The sequence below is a fragment of the Bradyrhizobium sp. UFLA05-109 genome, assembly GCF_054185165.1.
In genome coordinates this window covers 1-16,178 of record NZ_JBBIAR010000119.1, presented here as the reverse complement: position 1 = coordinate 16,178, position 16,178 = coordinate 1, and the positions used below count along the sequence as shown (strand labels likewise).

The 16,178-nt window shown below is 56.2% G+C and carries 9 protein-coding genes; 6 read left to right on the top strand and 3 right to left on the bottom strand.

All coding sequences use genetic code 11. The features are described from left to right. Positions 1-281: 281 nt before the first annotated feature. A protein-coding gene (locus tag Q3C01_RS43450) for an IS630 family transposase (protein ID WP_458151470.1) occupies positions 282-1,221 on the bottom strand; the annotation gives its coding sequence in 2 pieces (ribosomal slippage) (positions 282-884 and positions 886-1,221; 939 coding nt in all). Positions 1,222-2,251: 1,030 nt separating this feature from the next. On the opposite strand from Q3C01_RS43450, the gene Q3C01_RS43445 reads away from it, so the two are divergent. The 3 genes from Q3C01_RS43445 to Q3C01_RS43435 all read left to right on the top strand — a co-directional run bounded on the left by Q3C01_RS43445 (position 2,252) and on the right by Q3C01_RS43435 (position 7,699). Then, on the top strand, positions 2,252-3,235 hold the full coding sequence (locus tag Q3C01_RS43445) for a class I SAM-dependent methyltransferase (protein WP_458151469.1): 984 nt from the start codon (positions 2,252-2,254) through the stop codon (positions 3,233-3,235). A gap of 960 nt (positions 3,236-4,195) precedes the next feature. After that, on the top strand, positions 4,196-5,035 hold the full coding sequence (locus Q3C01_RS43440) for a gamma-glutamyl-gamma-aminobutyrate hydrolase family protein (RefSeq protein WP_458151468.1): 840 nt from the start codon (positions 4,196-4,198) through the stop codon (positions 5,033-5,035). 1,875 nt (positions 5,036-6,910) lie between these two features. Continuing rightward, positions 6,911-7,699: an IclR family transcriptional regulator gene (locus Q3C01_RS43435; RefSeq protein ID WP_458151467.1), complete on the top strand. Its 789-nt coding sequence runs from the start codon at positions 6,911-6,913 to the stop codon at positions 7,697-7,699. Positions 7,700-7,778: 79 nt separating this feature from the next. On the opposite strand, the gene Q3C01_RS43430 is transcribed toward Q3C01_RS43435, so the two are convergent. Together Q3C01_RS43430 and Q3C01_RS43425 are read right to left on the bottom strand one after the other, a co-directional pair. Continuing rightward, positions 7,779-8,438, bottom strand: coding sequence for an RraA family protein (locus tag Q3C01_RS43430; protein WP_458151465.1), 660 nt, complete (start codon positions 8,436-8,438; stop codon positions 7,779-7,781). Between the two features lie 38 nt (positions 8,439-8,476). Further along, positions 8,477-11,161 (bottom strand): 2-oxoglutarate dehydrogenase E1 component, encoded by a 2,685-nt coding sequence (locus Q3C01_RS43425; RefSeq protein WP_458151464.1) that lies wholly within the window; start codon positions 11,159-11,161, stop codon positions 8,477-8,479. Positions 11,162-11,370: 209 nt separating this feature from the next. On the opposite strand from Q3C01_RS43425, the gene Q3C01_RS43420 reads away from it, so the two are divergent. The 3 genes from Q3C01_RS43420 to Q3C01_RS43410 all read left to right on the top strand — a co-directional run bounded on the left by Q3C01_RS43420 (position 11,371) and on the right by Q3C01_RS43410 (position 15,636). Then, entirely contained in the window at positions 11,371-12,612 is a 1,242-nt protein-coding gene (locus Q3C01_RS43420; RefSeq protein ID WP_458151463.1) for a CoA transferase, read from the top strand. 10 nt (positions 12,613-12,622) lie between these two features. Further along, positions 12,623-14,290 carry an acyl-CoA dehydrogenase family protein gene (locus tag Q3C01_RS43415; RefSeq protein ID WP_458151462.1) on the top strand — a complete coding sequence of 556 codons (1,668 nt, stop codon included), beginning with the start codon at positions 12,623-12,625 and terminating at the stop codon, positions 14,288-14,290. Positions 14,291-14,418: 128 nt separating this feature from the next. Then, positions 14,419-15,636 (top strand): pyridoxal phosphate-dependent aminotransferase, encoded by a 1,218-nt coding sequence (locus Q3C01_RS43410; RefSeq protein WP_458151461.1) that lies wholly within the window; start codon positions 14,419-14,421, stop codon positions 15,634-15,636. The last annotated feature ends 542 nt before the right edge of the window (positions 15,637-16,178 follow it).

Here is a 16,178-nt window from a genome sequence, read left to right as displayed (position 1 = left end):
GCGATCATCACATCCGCCGCGACACCAGATTCTCATCCAGATTGTCGCGCACCTCTCTCCCAGATCGCCGCGCTACAACAGAGGACACATCCGCTGCCGAGTCTTATGACCCAGCCGGTCCAGGAACGGCATCAGCCAGCGTTCAAGTTCGTCTTCCCATCCCGCCATGGTCAGCCCTCCATGAGCCGACCACCCATGAATCATTGAAAAATTGATTCGGGAATCCTATAAAGCACAGCAAAACCGACAATCTGCCAAAGTAGTGCTAAAGCGTGATGGCATTAAGTTCGATAGCCTGAATTTTTGAGGTAGTTGGCGCACTCCTCGGAGGTGAAGGCATCGAGTGCGTGGCCGATTGCGGCGCAAACCGCGTCGACGGTTCGTGCGGCAGCTTTGCGGAGCAGGTGCTTGAGCTTGGCAAAAACCTGTTCGATCGGGTTCAGGTCGGGCGAGTATTTTGGCAGGAAGAAGAGTTTGGCGCCGACCGAACGGATGAGCTGGCGAACTGCTTTGCTCCTGTGGCTGCCGAGGTTATCCAAGATGACGATATCGCCGGGTCGAAGGACGGGCAGAAGGACCTTCTCGACATAGGTGCGAAAGCTCCCGCCATCGATCGGCCCCTCGATGAACCATGGCGCATCGATCCGGTCATGGCGCAGGGCAGCTAGGAAGGTCATGGTCTTCCAGCGGCCGTGGGGAACCTTGGCGTGAAGTCTGCGCCCGCGCGGCGCCCATCCCCGCAGGGGCGCCATATCGGTCCTGGTCCAGGTCTCGTCGATGAAGACCAGCCGTTCAGCTTCGACGCGACCTTGATACTTTGTCCACTGGGCTCGCCGCCGCGCGACCTCCGGTCGATCGCGTTCTCCCGCCGCCACGCTTTTTTTTGAAGCTGAGCTTCTCGGCATGCACGAAGTCCCACACCGAGTGGTAGTCGACCTTCAGGCCGCGACTGGCAAGCTCGGCAACGAGACCGCGTATGGTGAAATCGCCGTCCCTGATCCGTTGCGACAGCCAGACTGCGTGCTCTCCCGAAACCGCCTTCGGCTTGTGGCCACCCATCTGGCCAGGCTCAATGCTGCCGGTCTCTTCGACCCGCTGCATCCAACCGATGGCAGTACTGATCGCCACCCCAAACTGCCTGGCGGCCCGATTGCGCGACATCCCGCCCTCGATCGCGGACACGACACGCTTACGGAGATCCAGAGAATAAGGCTTGCCCATCCATGCTGGCCTCCAATCCAGCCAGCATGGTGAATCAGAAACACATTGATTTGGGAATCCCAAATCGATTCAACCTAACCCCATCACGCTTTAGTCCCGCAGAAGATGGCGTCAGGGGTTCACCGACTTGCTGGCTTATCGTATTACAATGCATCCGAAGTCCATCAGTCGATTGAAGGCGCTCGCGACGCGCCACCGAAGCTTGCAAAGCTGCTTTGAGAAGCTGAACGATTGTTTCCGTCGATACGGCTCCCGTTCAGAATGACCGCCTTGATCCAGCACGCGTCCAACTCACTCGCGCAGGTCAGCGCTTCCCTAAACGTCGCCAAGCAAACGCACTGGCGGAGTCACTCTGCCGCGTAGCGAGAACAAAGCGAGCGAAATATTCAAATGGCCTGCACGGCTTTTCTTTTGATCTCCATGGCTTTTCTTTCTAGCTGGAATTCTTGCGGCGCCGCTGCACTGTTAACCGACAAACTCGTCCGGTGCACCTATCTAAGATGGTAGTGTCGTCGCATGGAGTTCGCCGATATCTTTGTTCGGCCTTAGCTGGGTCGGTTGCGCATGCTGCTCTGCCCTCGGCCCCCAGGACTGCATGCATCGTCGGAGCCATCAGTCAGTGTCAAGAAGAGCCCTCATTCTGCTTGGTCGGCTGTATATCCATGCGGCTCAGCGTCTTGGTCGTCATTCCGTGGCTATGTTGGCATACCCAGCTCGGTGGAACAGGTCGGCGTTGATCTACAAGCGGCGGTACGGTGCGCCCAGTTGCGCCAGTGGCGGAGAGCCTGCCGTTCCTGCGCTTCTGTCGATCGGATGAAGCGTTCTGGAGGAACAGGAAACGAGAGGTGCATCGCGGATGCGCCGTGGACTTGGCGCCACTAACTAATGGACCGATCCAACCTTCGCAGGTCAGTTCTCCGGCAGAGAAACTACCTGGTGGTTTCGCGACAATGTCGCCCCCTTATGGCGTGTCACACATCTCAAAGGCTGATTTGAGAGGGCAGGACATATGCATACGGAGAACAGAGGAATGCGAACCGAACTATACGTGGATAGATACAGCTTTGAGGAGTATCTCGATTATCTGTGTCATAATCATTCCGAGTTATTCGATCTTCTTAGTCGCGAGAGATGTCGCGACGGTGAGGAGCATGTTGCGGAAATGAAAGTGAACTCTTGGGAGTTCGAGGGTGAGAAAGCAGGCGGTCGCGGCTTGGCCTACAATTCTGCACAGAAGAGTGCCGATAATCGAAAAGTGGGCATGATCACACTTCTAAGGTGCTTCTCGCCTTCCCTCGAAGTCCCTGGTCAGGGTTTTAGGATTCTGGATGTGCTCGGAGGCGACGGGACCCTTGCTCGGTTCTGCAAAACGCTCGGGCATAACACTCCGACTATTTATACAGCCGACATCTCGAAGTTCATGATCGACGCATGTCACGTCCAAGCGCTGCCGGCCGTGCGTCAGTCAGCAACGCGAAGCTTATTCCGTGACAACGTACTAGACGGCGTTCTCATCGCTTATGGTAGTCATCATCTTGATAGCAACGCGAGACGTCTGGCAATTCGCGAAGCACACCGCTCGCTGAGAGTGAACGGTCGTCTTGTACTGCATGATTTCGAGATCGGCGGAAGATGCGCTAAGTGGTTCGATAGTGTTGTGCATCCTTACTCACGGACCGGGCATCCTCATGTGCACTTCTCGCGCCACGAAATGTTGGATCTCTTTTCGGATGCGGGGTTTCGAGACGTTAGGATTTTTGATATCAGCGATCCGTTCACGCTGCAAGGAAGCTCACCAGAGGAAGCCAAGCACAATGCAATTATGCACATGTACGACATGTATGACCTGATCAAGGTTGCAGGCACTGCATGCGATATCGCGTCTTGCCTTGAGCGACACATAACCGAAACGTTCGGACCGATATCTATCCGGCAGGAAGAGCGGCGATATGTAGCAGAAATTTCGCGTCAAGCGCTGGTCGCTGTGGGCATTAAATCGAGCTGTGACACCTAGCGGAAAGGCAGTGATGAGCAATATCGAAGATTGTCTCAGAGGTATTTCGATCGAGAATCTTTTCGTGGAGTTCAGAAGGATAGGAGTATTCGAACCAATCTTATTCGACAGGATCTAGATCTCGATTTGCTCTGTTCTGTCGGGTTAAGGATCGACTCGAGGAGTAATGCGGTAATTCTTGCGAGGGCACCGTTAGAACGAAGAACTTCTCAAATATACCGTTTCTCAACTGTCTGTTTAGTCGGCGCCGCAGTGCTAGATGTGCGAAATAGAGAGGATGTCTCGATATCACTTGAGGTGTGATCAGGCTCCGTTGACGGTGAAGTGCGATCATTGAAATAACGAGGTGAGCGAAGCCGAGCGGACTTTGAAAGTGTTGACGGTTTCGGCCCGGCAGTTCTGATGTCGGCGATGCCTCGCTAGAGTACGATCAGTTGTGCGAAGTGTATGCTCGATTGGCCTTGCAGCCAGGGTCCACACCTTCGTCTTCGCACCCAACTAGTCGAATTGTCTCTTTCATTGGAAAGCTGCTCTTGCGGATGGTTATTTGTGTGATCGTGCCATCAACGAAGACGTCGCTCGTAGGTGTGCTCCAAAGATCGTTAAGATTGCGGCCATCGTACGGGTCAATTGGATTCGACCTGCTGCCAAGCGAAACCCTGATAGGGATTGGCGCGTCTCTGCGATCATCCGCATCCGTACAAAATGCTCGATGTGCTGCCCCTGACTGCCGGTACGGCCTGATCGCAAATGCGACGAATTTGAAACCGACTACGGTAAGAGAAAAACAAGAGATGAGAGTCAAGGAAAGCACCAGTGGGAGGAACCACGTCCAGGGCGCATGCGACGTGGTTGAGTCGGCTACAACGAATGTTGAGGTAGCTTCACGATGCTGGCCGTCGGCAATGAGACACGATAAACAATAGACCGCGTTCGCAGAGAGTGAAAGGGCTCGCTGGTATGGGACAGGGTGAAGACGCAAAAGACACCGGATTTGCGATCGCGCAAGATAGCTGCAATTCGCAACGAAATCAGCCACTAGTTGCCGTCTCGGCGGATGTTTGCGAATTGCACAACTACCTGTGGCACGCGGCTCCCCAACAATACCTTGAAGCGGCGATTGCCGGGGCTGGCGTATTTCCTTTGATTGTCCCTTCCTTTGGTGGCAGGCTTGACCTCAACCGACTTTTCGCCGCTGTGGACGGCGTGATGATTACGGGTTCGGGGTCGAACGTTCATCCCTCGCTCTATGGCGGAAAATCAAGCGAAGCAAATGGCCCATACGACTCCGCGCGGGATTCAACAACGTTGCCTTTGATCCGGAAGGCAATCGAGGGGCGGGTTCCGCTGCTCGCCATCTGTCGCGGCCTTCAGGAAATGAATATCGCATTCGGCGGCACACTAGTGACAGAAATCCAAGAGCGACCGGGCGCGCTCGATCATCGGGCGCCGCCGGCCGGTAACCGAGACGAGGCGTTTGCAATGCGCCAGTCTGTGACCGTCAAGCCTGAAAGCTGCTTATTTGGTGTGCTCGGCACAGGCAGGATAAACGTCAATTCCTTACACCGCCAAGCAATAGGCCGGTTGGCGACACAGCTTGACATCGAAGCAGTCGCCGATGATGGAACTGTCGAGGCGGTGTCGGTGCGGAATGCCAGGGGTTTCGCCATCGGTGTGCAGTGGCATCCCGAGTATTGGGTGAAATCCGACGAGCCATCCGCGCGCATTTTCTGCGCCTTCGGAGATGCAGTTCGTGCCCACGCGGCAACTAGGATCAGCACGTCACGAACCGCAGGTTGATGGTGGGCCTTGGCTTTAACTCCGGCCGCACCACGACCATCGAGATAGGCTCCCCACCGAAATTGATCATCTAGGAATGAATTGACGACACCGCGTCCGCTCTTTTCCTGTGGGCGAATTTCTCGCAAAGCACTACGCTGCGTCATCGCCAAGCGCCGCATTGATCTACTTTTTGCCGAACGAGCACATGATCTACCTGACGGTCCGATCGTCGTGCTTTGCTTAGATAGCCCGAAAAGGTGCTCAAAAGCGGAGCGTCCGGATTATCGACCGCACTCGGTGCCGAGGCAATGAATCATTTGAGCCCACCGCCGGGCGTGTCGAAGCGCGGGATGCTTGCTTGTAACCGGCGAGAAAAGTATCCGCTAATGAGCGCGAGTAGATTGCTATCGACTATAGCTGTGCGGATCGGCCGTGAACCGCAATGTGCTGCAGCAAAATGGCTCAACCGCGCAATTCGGCGATGGGATCCATCTCGGCATCTATCGCGCCATCGAAGGCGCTTGAGCATCCTGCGATACGAAGAATAAAACTCGAACATTGTCCCCCTCCGGCGTCATTCTGCCATTCCGATTGAATGCGGGCGACAAATCCTCAGTTGCTCCAACGCCTTGATGCAGCCGTTGTGGCAGATCAAGGGCGGCGATTTCGCCATAGACGGGCTCGTTGCCGAGCATGCGAGACGCGGCTTGAAGGTCGATTGCGCGCTCGAGTGTGGGACTTCGTGCGCGCCGAATTGGCTGGTGAGCGCGATTCACGTGAAGTCGCGCACGGCGAGCCCCGTGGACAAGGTGTCTAGCTAGGTCGCTCGAAATTGAGCGGGTCCTATTCAACGACGAGACGTGGACCGACATGCGCCCTGACCCGGAGTATTCAAATGATCGCTCCGGCGAAATCCACTGCCCGGCATGGTACTGGCGGCAGGAATTCGCCGCGTCGCGGGTGACCGTCTCACCAAGCTGCGAAAGGTGAAGCGAATGTCTCGGATCGTCAATGTCGCTGCCAGGCAGGACGTATGCGCCAGCTCTGCTTCGTGACCGTCGAGCACAACCCATCCGCAAGGAACGGGACGATGAAAAGCAGCAGGATATCGTTCATCTCGCGGGGCGGACAGCGGCGTCACGACAGTAGCTGCCTCTGTCGAGTCGGATCTTTATCACCGCGTCGTCGCACGCTCACCGGCTCTTCTCTTCCGTTACTTAGCGATGACATGCCCAGCGGGCATCGCACCCATTACGACCGCCCTACGCGATAGAAGTGGGGCTATCCGGAACTTGTCGTTCATGGCCCGCTGAAAGTGACAATGCTGATCTATTTCGCGCGAGCATCGTATATCGCTTCGCCGCTCAGCTTTACGTTCCGTTCGGTGTCCCCCCGATCTTCGACGCGAGCCCTTTTACCATCAATGCTAAGCCGGAAGGCGATCGACTTTAGCTTTGGTCGCTCAGGTCAATGGGCCACTGGAAATGGAGGCGTACGCGAAGTGGTAGCTTGGTGCCTGGCGGTGTTCCGGCTAACTAACATGATCGACCTCTTTGTGAAGACCCAACTCGAGCACAGATGCGGTCATCCTCGATTTTAGACGCCGCGGCCCGCGACGCCGCACGACTTTGCTCTATTGTTGCTTTACTTCGTCTCGAGCAATCGCTCGCGTTAGAGGGTGCAGTGCGAACGGTGCTCCGACGCCATGCAGCGGGTTAGTGTTAAGGGCGCTGTCCCCGTGTGGAGCAACCTACGGATCTTCTCGACCTTGATGCAATCCAATCCTTGGATGGTGGTTGCCCGCTTGATCACCGAATACACCCTTGCTAGCGATAGGCTGTTGATAAAGAACGTCGGCGCAGTGCGGAACGAATCTTGGTTGAGGAAACAGGCATGCCATCGTATGAGCCAGTCCGAGCAATTCAGCGGGGTCTTGCGGTGTTGCGGGCAATCAGCGAGCACGGGCCTATGACAATTGTGGAGGTGGTTTCAAGGTGTGGTGTCCCACAGCCTACAGTAGTGCGTGTGCTCGAAACGTTGGTTGCAGAAGGTTACGTCTATCGCCAAGCGGGAAAATCGACTTATTTGGTAACAGGTCGAACTCTGACTCTGAGCCGGGGCTTCGATTCCAAATCGCGTCTGCTTGAGATTGCATCTCCCATCGTCGATCAGATGCATATTGAGATTGGTTGGCCATCTAATCTCGCTGTATTCGATCGCGATGCAATGGTCATAGTGTACAGCAATCGAGCTTCGCTCGGGTTGTCCCTGCCCAGTCGCACAGGCGCCAGAATTCCTTTACTGGCCACGGGTGTTGGACTGGTCACGGTGGCGTTCATGCCGGAAGAAGAGCGCAAGATAGCGCTTTCCCGTTCACGGGAAACGGGAGGACGTTGGGATAGAGACCCTCGTATCGCCTCGAGAATCGACGCGAGACTTGCGCAAATCCGTCGAGATGGGCACGCGCTTGCCGACGAAGAGTACTTGGAAGCGGTCTATCAATCTCGGATTTGGGCGGTCGCCGTTCCCATTCTGACAAAGGACGGAAAGGTTCTGGCCGCGATAAGTAGTTTGGTTTTGAGCGTCGCTGGTGAGAGGCACCGGTTGCTACAAAGGATTCTTCCAAGTCTTAGGAGGGCTGCGGTTGGCATCCGCGATAGGTTGGTTGCAGATGAACAATGACGTGTTCGGACCTGCACAACCGTCAGTGCATCCTTCTGATCGATGCGATGAAGCGGTGCGTTTCCACCCGCTCTTGCTCTCAAGCGTGCCTGAGCGAGGCGGCCGCCCGAGCGAAGCTACCGCCGGTCTTCAAGCGCTCTGCAAAATTCGCGTCGCGACGATCCAGTTCTTCAGCGGCGGTAAGGATCGCCAAAATCTTATCCTGGGGCACCACCACGATTCCGGTATCGTCCATGATAACCAAATCATCAGGGCGGACGCAAACCCCTCCACAAGTAATGGCCTCGCCTTGTGAAACAATCCGCAGCCGACCTTTACCAGTGCGGGGGGTAACCGTTCGACTTGCAACCGTCAATCCCAGGCGTGCGATTTCCTCAATATCCCTGCATCCACCGTCCACGACAGCACCGGCTGCATCGTGCAATGTGAACGTAAGCGCGGCAAGTCCGCCGAAAGTTGAAACATCAGCCGAGCCCATATCAACAACAAGAACCGTATTGCGGGAGGTCGCATCGAAGGCCGATCCGACAGCAAAATCGTCAAACGAGAAACTGCCAAGAGGAGCGGCTTGCTGGAGCATCGTCTGAGCAAACCCAGCGACTCGCCCACTTCCGGTTCTCCGGGTGATTCCCGACATGACGCCAGGAATGCCAAACGCGTCCAGTGCATCTCCCAAGGTCGCCGTAGCGAGGCGGCGCGCGCGCTCGAGAATTGAATCACGCAGCTTCATGTCTTCCATTGCACTCCTCCGTCTTCTAAGTTCGATAAAAGTTTGGCCTATTGCATCCTAGCGCGACCGCGTATAGCAGCTGCAACGATTTTGGCTTGCTCGCGTTCATGTCGATCAATCGACCCGCCCGCGGCCGAGGCCATCGGAGGGCGACCTACATACCCCATGGGTTGGCGCATGTTTTCTCTGAACATCCTCTCAATGTAGTAGAAGGCTCCCTGATTCTCCGGTTCCTCTTGGCACCAGACCAACTCGGCCCTTGGATGCCTCGCAAGCGCTTCACTGATTTCATTGCTCGGAAACGGGTAAAGTTGCTCGATGCGAACCAAGGCAACGTCCGAGATACCTTCGTGCAAACGCATCTCATTGAGGGGATAGAAGATCTTACCCGCGCAAAAGACGATTCGGTTACAGTGTCCCGAAGCCTCAGTAGTGATGACCGCGCGGAACCGTGTCCCGGAGGCCAATTCCGATAGCGCCGATTGACATGTCTTTTCGCGCAAGAGAGATTTCGGCGTTATAAGAAAAAGGGGATTCCGCTGCGCGCTCCGTTGTTGTCGGCGCAACAGGTGAAACAGGTTCGCGGGCGTGGACGGGATCGCAACCCTGATGTTCTCATCGGCGCAGCTTTGAAGAATTCTTTCGATGCGTGCCGATGAATGATCGGGCCCCTGGCCCTCCAACCCATGTGGCAGGGCGAGAACCAGTGACGATCGCATCTTCCACTTCGATTCGGAGCTTACGATGTATTGGTCTACCGCAATTTGCGCTCCGTTCAGGAAATCGCCGAATTGAGCCTCCCAAATAAAGAGCCGATTGGGATCTGCAAGGCTCATTCCATATTCGAAAGCGAGTACGCCGTACTCAGTCAGCGGTGAATTGACGGCGTCGAAACGTATCCCCTCGCCGGAAAGCGTGCTCAACGGCACGAATATCCGGCCATCGCGGAGGTCATGGATTGCCAAATGACGTTGCGTGAAAGTGCCACGGACGCAGTCCTGTCCGCTCAGGCGAACCGAAGTTCCTTCGTGGAGCAGACTCGCGAAAGCGAGTGCCTCTGCAGTTGCCATATTAATACGTAAGCCCTTTTGGATGGTATCCCATCGAGACGATAAGAAGGTACGAACCTTCGCATCTGGCGCCAGATCGTCTGGTATATTGGTAATAGCCCTGCCCAAGTTGTGAAGCGTCTCGGTATCAATGCCCGTCTGCGGATCCGTTTCCGAGCCACACCCGGTTTGCGTCTCTGGAAAGACGTTCGTCTCAGCCAAAACGTCGTTTAGTCGCAGCCTCTCGTAGCCTTCATAGGCCTCTGAGAGTCGCCGCGCGAACTCTGCTCGCCGAGCATCTGCGCTTTCGAAAGCTTCGCGCGAACGAGCTTGGACGTATTCCGAAAATAGTGCTCTCAAGCTGGGATGTTTTTCGATTGCGGCCGAGATAACGGGCTGCGTAAAGCGTGGCTCGTCAAGCTCGTTATGTCCATTTCGGCGATAGCACACGAGGTCAATGATCACGTCTCGCCCGGTGCGATGTCGCCATGCGTGGGCGACCCGTGCTGCGACTGCCGCAGCGATCGGATCATCTCCATTCACGTGCAGAATAGGAATCCCATACGCCTTTCCGAGGTCCGTGGGGTGGAGCGTTGACCGACCCTCTTCGGGTAGCGTTGTGAACCCGATCTGATTATTGACGACGAGATGAATTGTTCCGCCGGGCGAATAGCCATCCAAGTCACCCATTTGCAGCAGTTCACTGACGAGACCCTGGCCGGCAAAGGCCGCATCCGTGTGCATCAGGAGAGGCAGGACGCTCCTGGGAGCGCCCTGACGCGCGCGCAACTCCTGCCGAGCTCTCGCGGCTCCGATCGCCACCGGCGCAACTACGATCAGATGCGACGGATGCGGGAGGACGCGCACTTCCACGGCTCCGCATCCGGAGTCCACGGTTGCAGCAAGACCATTGTGATATGGCACATCGCCTGTGAAGCGCTCATCTCCCCCTGTGATGTCTCGTCCTTTGATCTCCCAAATCAGGCCGGGCAAGGACTTGCCGAATACAGTTGCAAGCGTTGCCAGCCGACCACGATGCATGCCCCCGACCACTACCTCTGTCTGCCCGGCACTCGCCGCCTCCCGCAGGAGTTCTCTCAGAATGATTGCCGAAGATTCGGAGCCTTCAATGCCAAAGCGCTTTTTCGTCGGCCATTTGGTCTTGATGAACTTCTCAAATTCATCCGCCAGCAGTACAGCCTCCAAACAGGAGGCCATAACGCCCTCGTCAGGCTCGGCCAGAACCTCTTTCTCAAAGAAATCGTAAATCCATGCACGATCTTCTGGATGATCGAGGTAAGCTGCTTCCAACGCCACGTGCGAACAATACACCTGGCGAAGAATCTCCTCCGCTCTCTCTTTCGTTACTTCCAGTGACCTACCTGCTACAGACAGCTTGACCGGTTCGGAACCTAGACAGTCCTTTGCCAAGGCAAGTTCCGGAACGTGAATGGTCGGCGCGAACCCGAGTGGATCCAGTTGCGCTTCCTTGTGCCCATAAGTGCGGAATGCTTCCACGAACGCCGCTATCGCCATGTCATTTCGCTCGATTGCGCGAACCGGGACGTCACTCAGCGACTCAAAGTGAATTGCCCAGTCGACAGGCACTGACTGGGGATCCTTCAGATACCGGGCGTACAAGTTCAGGAAAAAGGAGCTGTCACCAGAGAGTGGTAGATTCATATGTTATTGCTCACCGCAAGGAGCCAGACGCCTGTCATCCCCGATCAGGCATACCGATATCCGCGCGCCCCGATCTGCGATACATGTTTTGAATTAGATATTCACTAGATGAATTTTTGTCGTTGGCCCAGTTGCACTAGTCCTCTGGTCAACGGAATCTCGGATGATGACGCTAGTCAGGGTCGCAAGGAAATAGAGGAACGAGAGCCGTGTACGGGCTGCTGTCGGGTGTTAGGATTATCGAAGGTGCTTCTTTCGTTGCGGGGCCATATTGCACGTTACTACTCTCCCAACTTGGAGCGGAGGTCATTCGGTTCGACGCCATTGGCGGCGGTCCTGACTATCGACGCTGGCCGCTCTGCCCCGGCGGAGACAGCCTCTATTGGGAGGGCCTCAATAAAGGAAAGAAGTCCGTCGCCCTCAATCTAGGAATGCCGGAGGGGCGTGAGTTAGCGATTGCCATCGTCACCGCCGGAGGCAAAGAAGGCGGAATTTTTGTCACCAACTATCCAGAAACAGGATTCCTCTCGCACGACGGTCTTTGCAGTGTCAGGCCGGACCTCGTAACCGCCCGTATTCTCGGCCATGCAGATGGCAATTCAGCAGTCGACTACACCGTGAACTGTGCGGTTGGTTTTCCGTATATGACTGGACCAGAAGGCAGTGATCGTATCCCCATAAACCACGTCCTTCCCGCATGGGACCTGCTCGCAGGTTCTACCGCTGCAGTCGCGGTCCTTGCGGCCATAGAACATCGGAGCCGGAAGGGCCTCGGCCAGCATATACGCATACCCCTAAGCGACGTTGCGGCTGCGACCTTAGGCAACCTCGGGCAAGTTGCCGAGGTTGCGATCGCCGGCGCCGACCGCCCCAAATTCGGTAACAGCCTGTTCGGTGCCTTTGGTCGGGATTTTAGCTGCGCCGATGACAGACGCGTCATGATCGTCGCGTTGACGACCAAACAATGGAAGGCGTTGATAGCCGCTCTCGATCTGGAGGCGCCCATCCGCGCGCTCGAAGCAGAACTCGGCACTTCACTAGATTCCGACGAAGGGGCTCGCTTTCTGCATCGAGATCGGATTAATCCAATCGTCGAACAGGCCGTTGCGCGATACCCTTTGGCCGCTCTCCTGCAACAGTTTAAGTCGTCGGCGGTTTGTTTCGGTGTCTACAGGAGCGTGCACGAAGCGCTCACTGAAGATCCCAATTTTGTTGAAGCTAATCCAATCTTCACAACCGTGAAACACCCAAGCGGGTGCGCCTATCCGACTCCCGGTTTCCCGGCTTCATTCTCAAGCGAATCTCGTTGCGATCCTTCGCCCGCTCCAACCTTGGGCGAGCATACTGAACAAGTGCTGACGACACTCCTTCGCATTCCCACCGCCGCTCTCGCGAGCCTTCATGATCGTGGGGTCATTTGCTTGACGAGCGACCCCCTAGCTCCAAAGTAAGGATTGGAAAATGGAAGCTTTCGAACCGCTCCGTGCTGAGCGCTTGGTGACCGTCGCAACCGGCGCCGCGGCAGCTGCAAAGCAGTTTGTCGCTGCGGCGAAAGCTGCGCTTGCTCAAAGTGTCATCAAAGACGGCCGTATTTCCTCGAGCGAGTTCGATCGAAGACAACGAGTCGCTCATGGCTTTGCCTGGATCGCGACACTCAGCGAGTGCCTATCGGCAACCGCAAGCTGGTGCGAGCGACGCGGTTTGTCAGGTGGGCTCGATCGACTGAGCGAATGCGCGATCATTACCGCCTTCTCCGAGTACCTTGGTCAACTCATCGGCGGCGTTCCGATGACGCAAAATGAGATTGTCCGACCTTTCGAGCTTGGTCTATCTCACGCGGCCGCGGATTTGGCGACGAACGACTGCGTTGCGGCATTTTTGCGCGCAGACTGGTCGCGTGTGCGCATGGAATTGACTAGGCTTTTGACAGAAGGTCACCGTCTAAACGATGCGCTGGACGACGACACGCTCGACTCGGTCCGAGTCGAAGTCAGACGCTTTGCCGATGAACGTATCATCCCGAACGCGCACAAGTGGCATTTAGAAGACGCTCTGATCCCCGACGAAATCGTCCAAGAAATTGCCGACCTCGGCATCTTTGGCATCTGCATCGCCCCCGAATTCGGCGGCTTGGGACTCGGCAAACTCGCGATGTGCGTGGTTACTGAGGAACTCAGCCGGGCGTGGATCGCCGCAGGGTCACTTGGTACTCGGTCCGAAATCGCGGCCGAGCTAATAGCCCACGCCGGCACCGGAGCTCAAAAGCGCAAGTGGCTCCCGAAGATTGCCTCAGGGGAATTTCTGCCGACAGCGGTTTTTACGGAGCCAGACACAGGATCCGATCTCGGCAGTATTAGGACGCGCGGTATCCGTCAAAGCGATGGAAGTTGGCGCATTTTCGGCGCAAAGACCTGGATCACGCATGCGTCCCGAAGCGACCTGATGACCGTGCTCGCCCGTACTCTACCCGAGACTCCCGGATCTGCGGGGCTCTCGATTTTCGTCGCTGAGAAGCCGCGGGGCAATCCGGGCAATCCCTTTCCAGTCCGCGGCATGAGTGGAAGCGAAATCGAGGTTCTTGGCTACAGAGGGATGCGCGAATACGACGTTGCCTTTGATGGATTTGAAATCCCCGAAGACGGCTTGCTGGGGAACGCAGAAGGTCACGGATTTAAGCAACTTATGCGCACGTTTGAAGCCGCGCGTGTCCAAACCGCGGCTCGCGCCGTCGGCGTCTCGCGCCGAGCCCTCGAACTCGGACTTGCGTATGCGATGGAACGAAAACAGTTCGGCAAGTCCATCGCAGAGTTTCCCCGAATATCGGACAAACTTGCGACGATGTTCGCCGAAATTCTGCTGGCAAGAGAAGTAACCTATAGTGCCGCGCGAGCCAAAGAAGCCGGCCGTAGGTGTGACATCGAAGCCGGAATGGCCAAGCTGATCGCGGCTCGGGTGGCTTGGACCGCTGCCGACGTCTCGCTGCAAATTCACGGCGGCAACGGGTACGCCTTGGAATATGAAATTAGTCGTGTTCTGTGCGATGCGCGGATACTCAATATCTTTGAGGGGGCTGCCGAAATTCAGGCGCAAGTCGTTGCGCGCGGCCTCCTGAGCAGGGGCACCATGTGAGGTTGGATATTCGCTCCTCTCAGGAAAATTGAAGGCCGATCGCATCCCTGATGAGTTAAGTGCTGGGGAAGCGCCAGTAGTCTGGTCAAGGCCAGAGACAAGTAAACGTTACAGTGTGGTGATTGTCTATGACGCAGATTGATACTGCCATCAATGAAACGGTTTCGGCCGCGGGAGCTTCGCCCACAATTGCATTGATGGATAGGGCGCGAATACTAAAACAAAGCGGACGAGACATCGTCAGCCTAGCGGGCGGGGAGCCGGACATGTCACCCTCGCGGGCTGGACTACAGACAGCTATTGAGCGACTTGCTTCTGGACAGGTGTCCTACGGTCCGGTGGCCGGTCTGCCGGAACTTCGCCAAGCGGTCGCTAATGATATCAAGCGTCGGCACGGACTCAATTATCTAGCCCAGAATATTCTCATCGGCGTAGGGGCAAAGCAGGTTCTCGCCGAGGCCCTAATGGTCGCCACTCAACCCGGCGACGAAATTATCATCCCGGCGCCTTACTGGGTGTCCTATCCCGCAATGGCCCGATTAGCCGGGGGGACGCCGGTAATTGTGCGAACGTTAGCCGAGAACTCTTTCAAGATTACACCGGATGAACTCAGAGCGGTGCTCACCCCCCGTTCGCGCTGGCTTGTCATAAACTCTCCAGCCAATCCAACAGGTGCAGTCTACTCCAAAAGCGAACTTGCCGAGATAGCGCGCGTTGTTGCCTACCATCCGCGGCTTCTAGTTCTCTCGGATGATATCTATGAAGACATCCTGTTCGATGGCCAAACTCACTCAAATATTGCTGGGGCTGATTCAGGGCTGCTGGACCGATGCGTACTTTGCAGCGGATTCTCAAAGGGGCACGCGATGACAGGTTTGCGTGTCGGATATGCAGCTGGTCCCGATTGGCTGATAGGGCCGATGATCAACCTTCAGTCTCATCTCACATCCGGAGGCTGCGTAGTCGGACAAGCTGCGGCGACAATGGCGCTTCTGAAAGCGGAAAGTTTTCCTGCGCAATGTGTGCGGGCCTACGATCGTCGTCGCCGAGAGGGACTCGGAATTTTGCAACAATCAGACCTTATTTCTGTCTTCCCGTCCCAGGGGGCCTTCTATTTTTGGATCGATGTGTCGGGGCTCATTAGTATTAGATCGCCCGAAGGCCATATAATGATGTCCGACAACGACGTCGCGGAGTCCTTGTTGGAAGCTGGCCTGGCGGCGGTTCCTGGCTCAGCATTTGGGCTTTCGCCCTATCTGCGAATGTCCTTCGCTGCTGAAGACGATCTTGTCCGAAGAGGATGCGAGCGTCTCCTTGCCTTTTGTCACGAGTGCGTTTCTGGGTGATCCACCTGCCGCTCGCTTCGCAGTGCAGCGTGGTCTGATCTGATCGGGAGTGTCCCACACAGCTGATGGCGGAAAGATCTTATGAGGCTTGGATAACCTAGTTGGTGACGCCGAGTTCCTGGGCTGTCAATCGGGGCCGAACATTGACCTGTGGTTGGAGTGGGCCCTTGGGGCCGGACAGGAGGAGGTGGCTGATTTGTCCCTCCGCCGGACGTGCTGATTGTTGCCGGCTGAAATAGGCGAGAGCAGAATGCAATCTGCAGCTATTGTAAACATCGTCGATGAAGCGGCAAATATTCTCGATGACCTCCTCGAGCGTTTCGTACGCATCGGATATACCGCCTCGACCTCATGGTTTTCATGAAGCAATCCGCCTTGACGTTGTCGTACGGATTGCCGCGCTGGCCCATCGAGCCGATGACGCCGTGCGCAACCAGTGTGTCGCGATAGCGCACAGAGGCGTATCTTGCGAGCCCCGATCCGAATGATGCCCGCATCCCGCCGGCGGGCGTTGTCGCTCGACCGCGGCCGCAAGGGCTGCG

What these genes read in the sequence shown, in the direction of transcription:
- Q3C01_RS43445 (WP_458151469.1), top strand. Translation starts at nt 2,252, where the DNA reads ATGCGAACCGAACTATACGTGGATAGATACAGCTTTGAGGAGTATCTC.
- Q3C01_RS43440 (WP_458151468.1), top strand. Translation starts at nt 4,196, where the DNA reads ATGGGACAGGGTGAAGACGCAAAAGACACCGGATTTGCGATCGCGCAA.
- Q3C01_RS43435 (WP_458151467.1), top strand. Translation starts at nt 6,911, where the DNA reads ATGCCATCGTATGAGCCAGTCCGAGCAATTCAGCGGGGTCTTGCGGTG.
- Q3C01_RS43430 (WP_458151465.1), bottom strand. Translation starts at nt 8,438, where the DNA reads ATGGAAGACATGAAGCTGCGTGATTCAATTCTCGAGCGCGCGCGCCGC.
- Q3C01_RS43425 (WP_458151464.1), bottom strand. Translation starts at nt 11,161, where the DNA reads ATGAATCTACCACTCTCTGGTGACAGCTCCTTTTTCCTGAACTTGTAC.
- Q3C01_RS43415 (WP_458151462.1), top strand. Translation starts at nt 12,623, where the DNA reads ATGGAAGCTTTCGAACCGCTCCGTGCTGAGCGCTTGGTGACCGTCGCA.
- Q3C01_RS43410 (WP_458151461.1), top strand. Translation starts at nt 14,419, where the DNA reads ATGACGCAGATTGATACTGCCATCAATGAAACGGTTTCGGCCGCGGGA.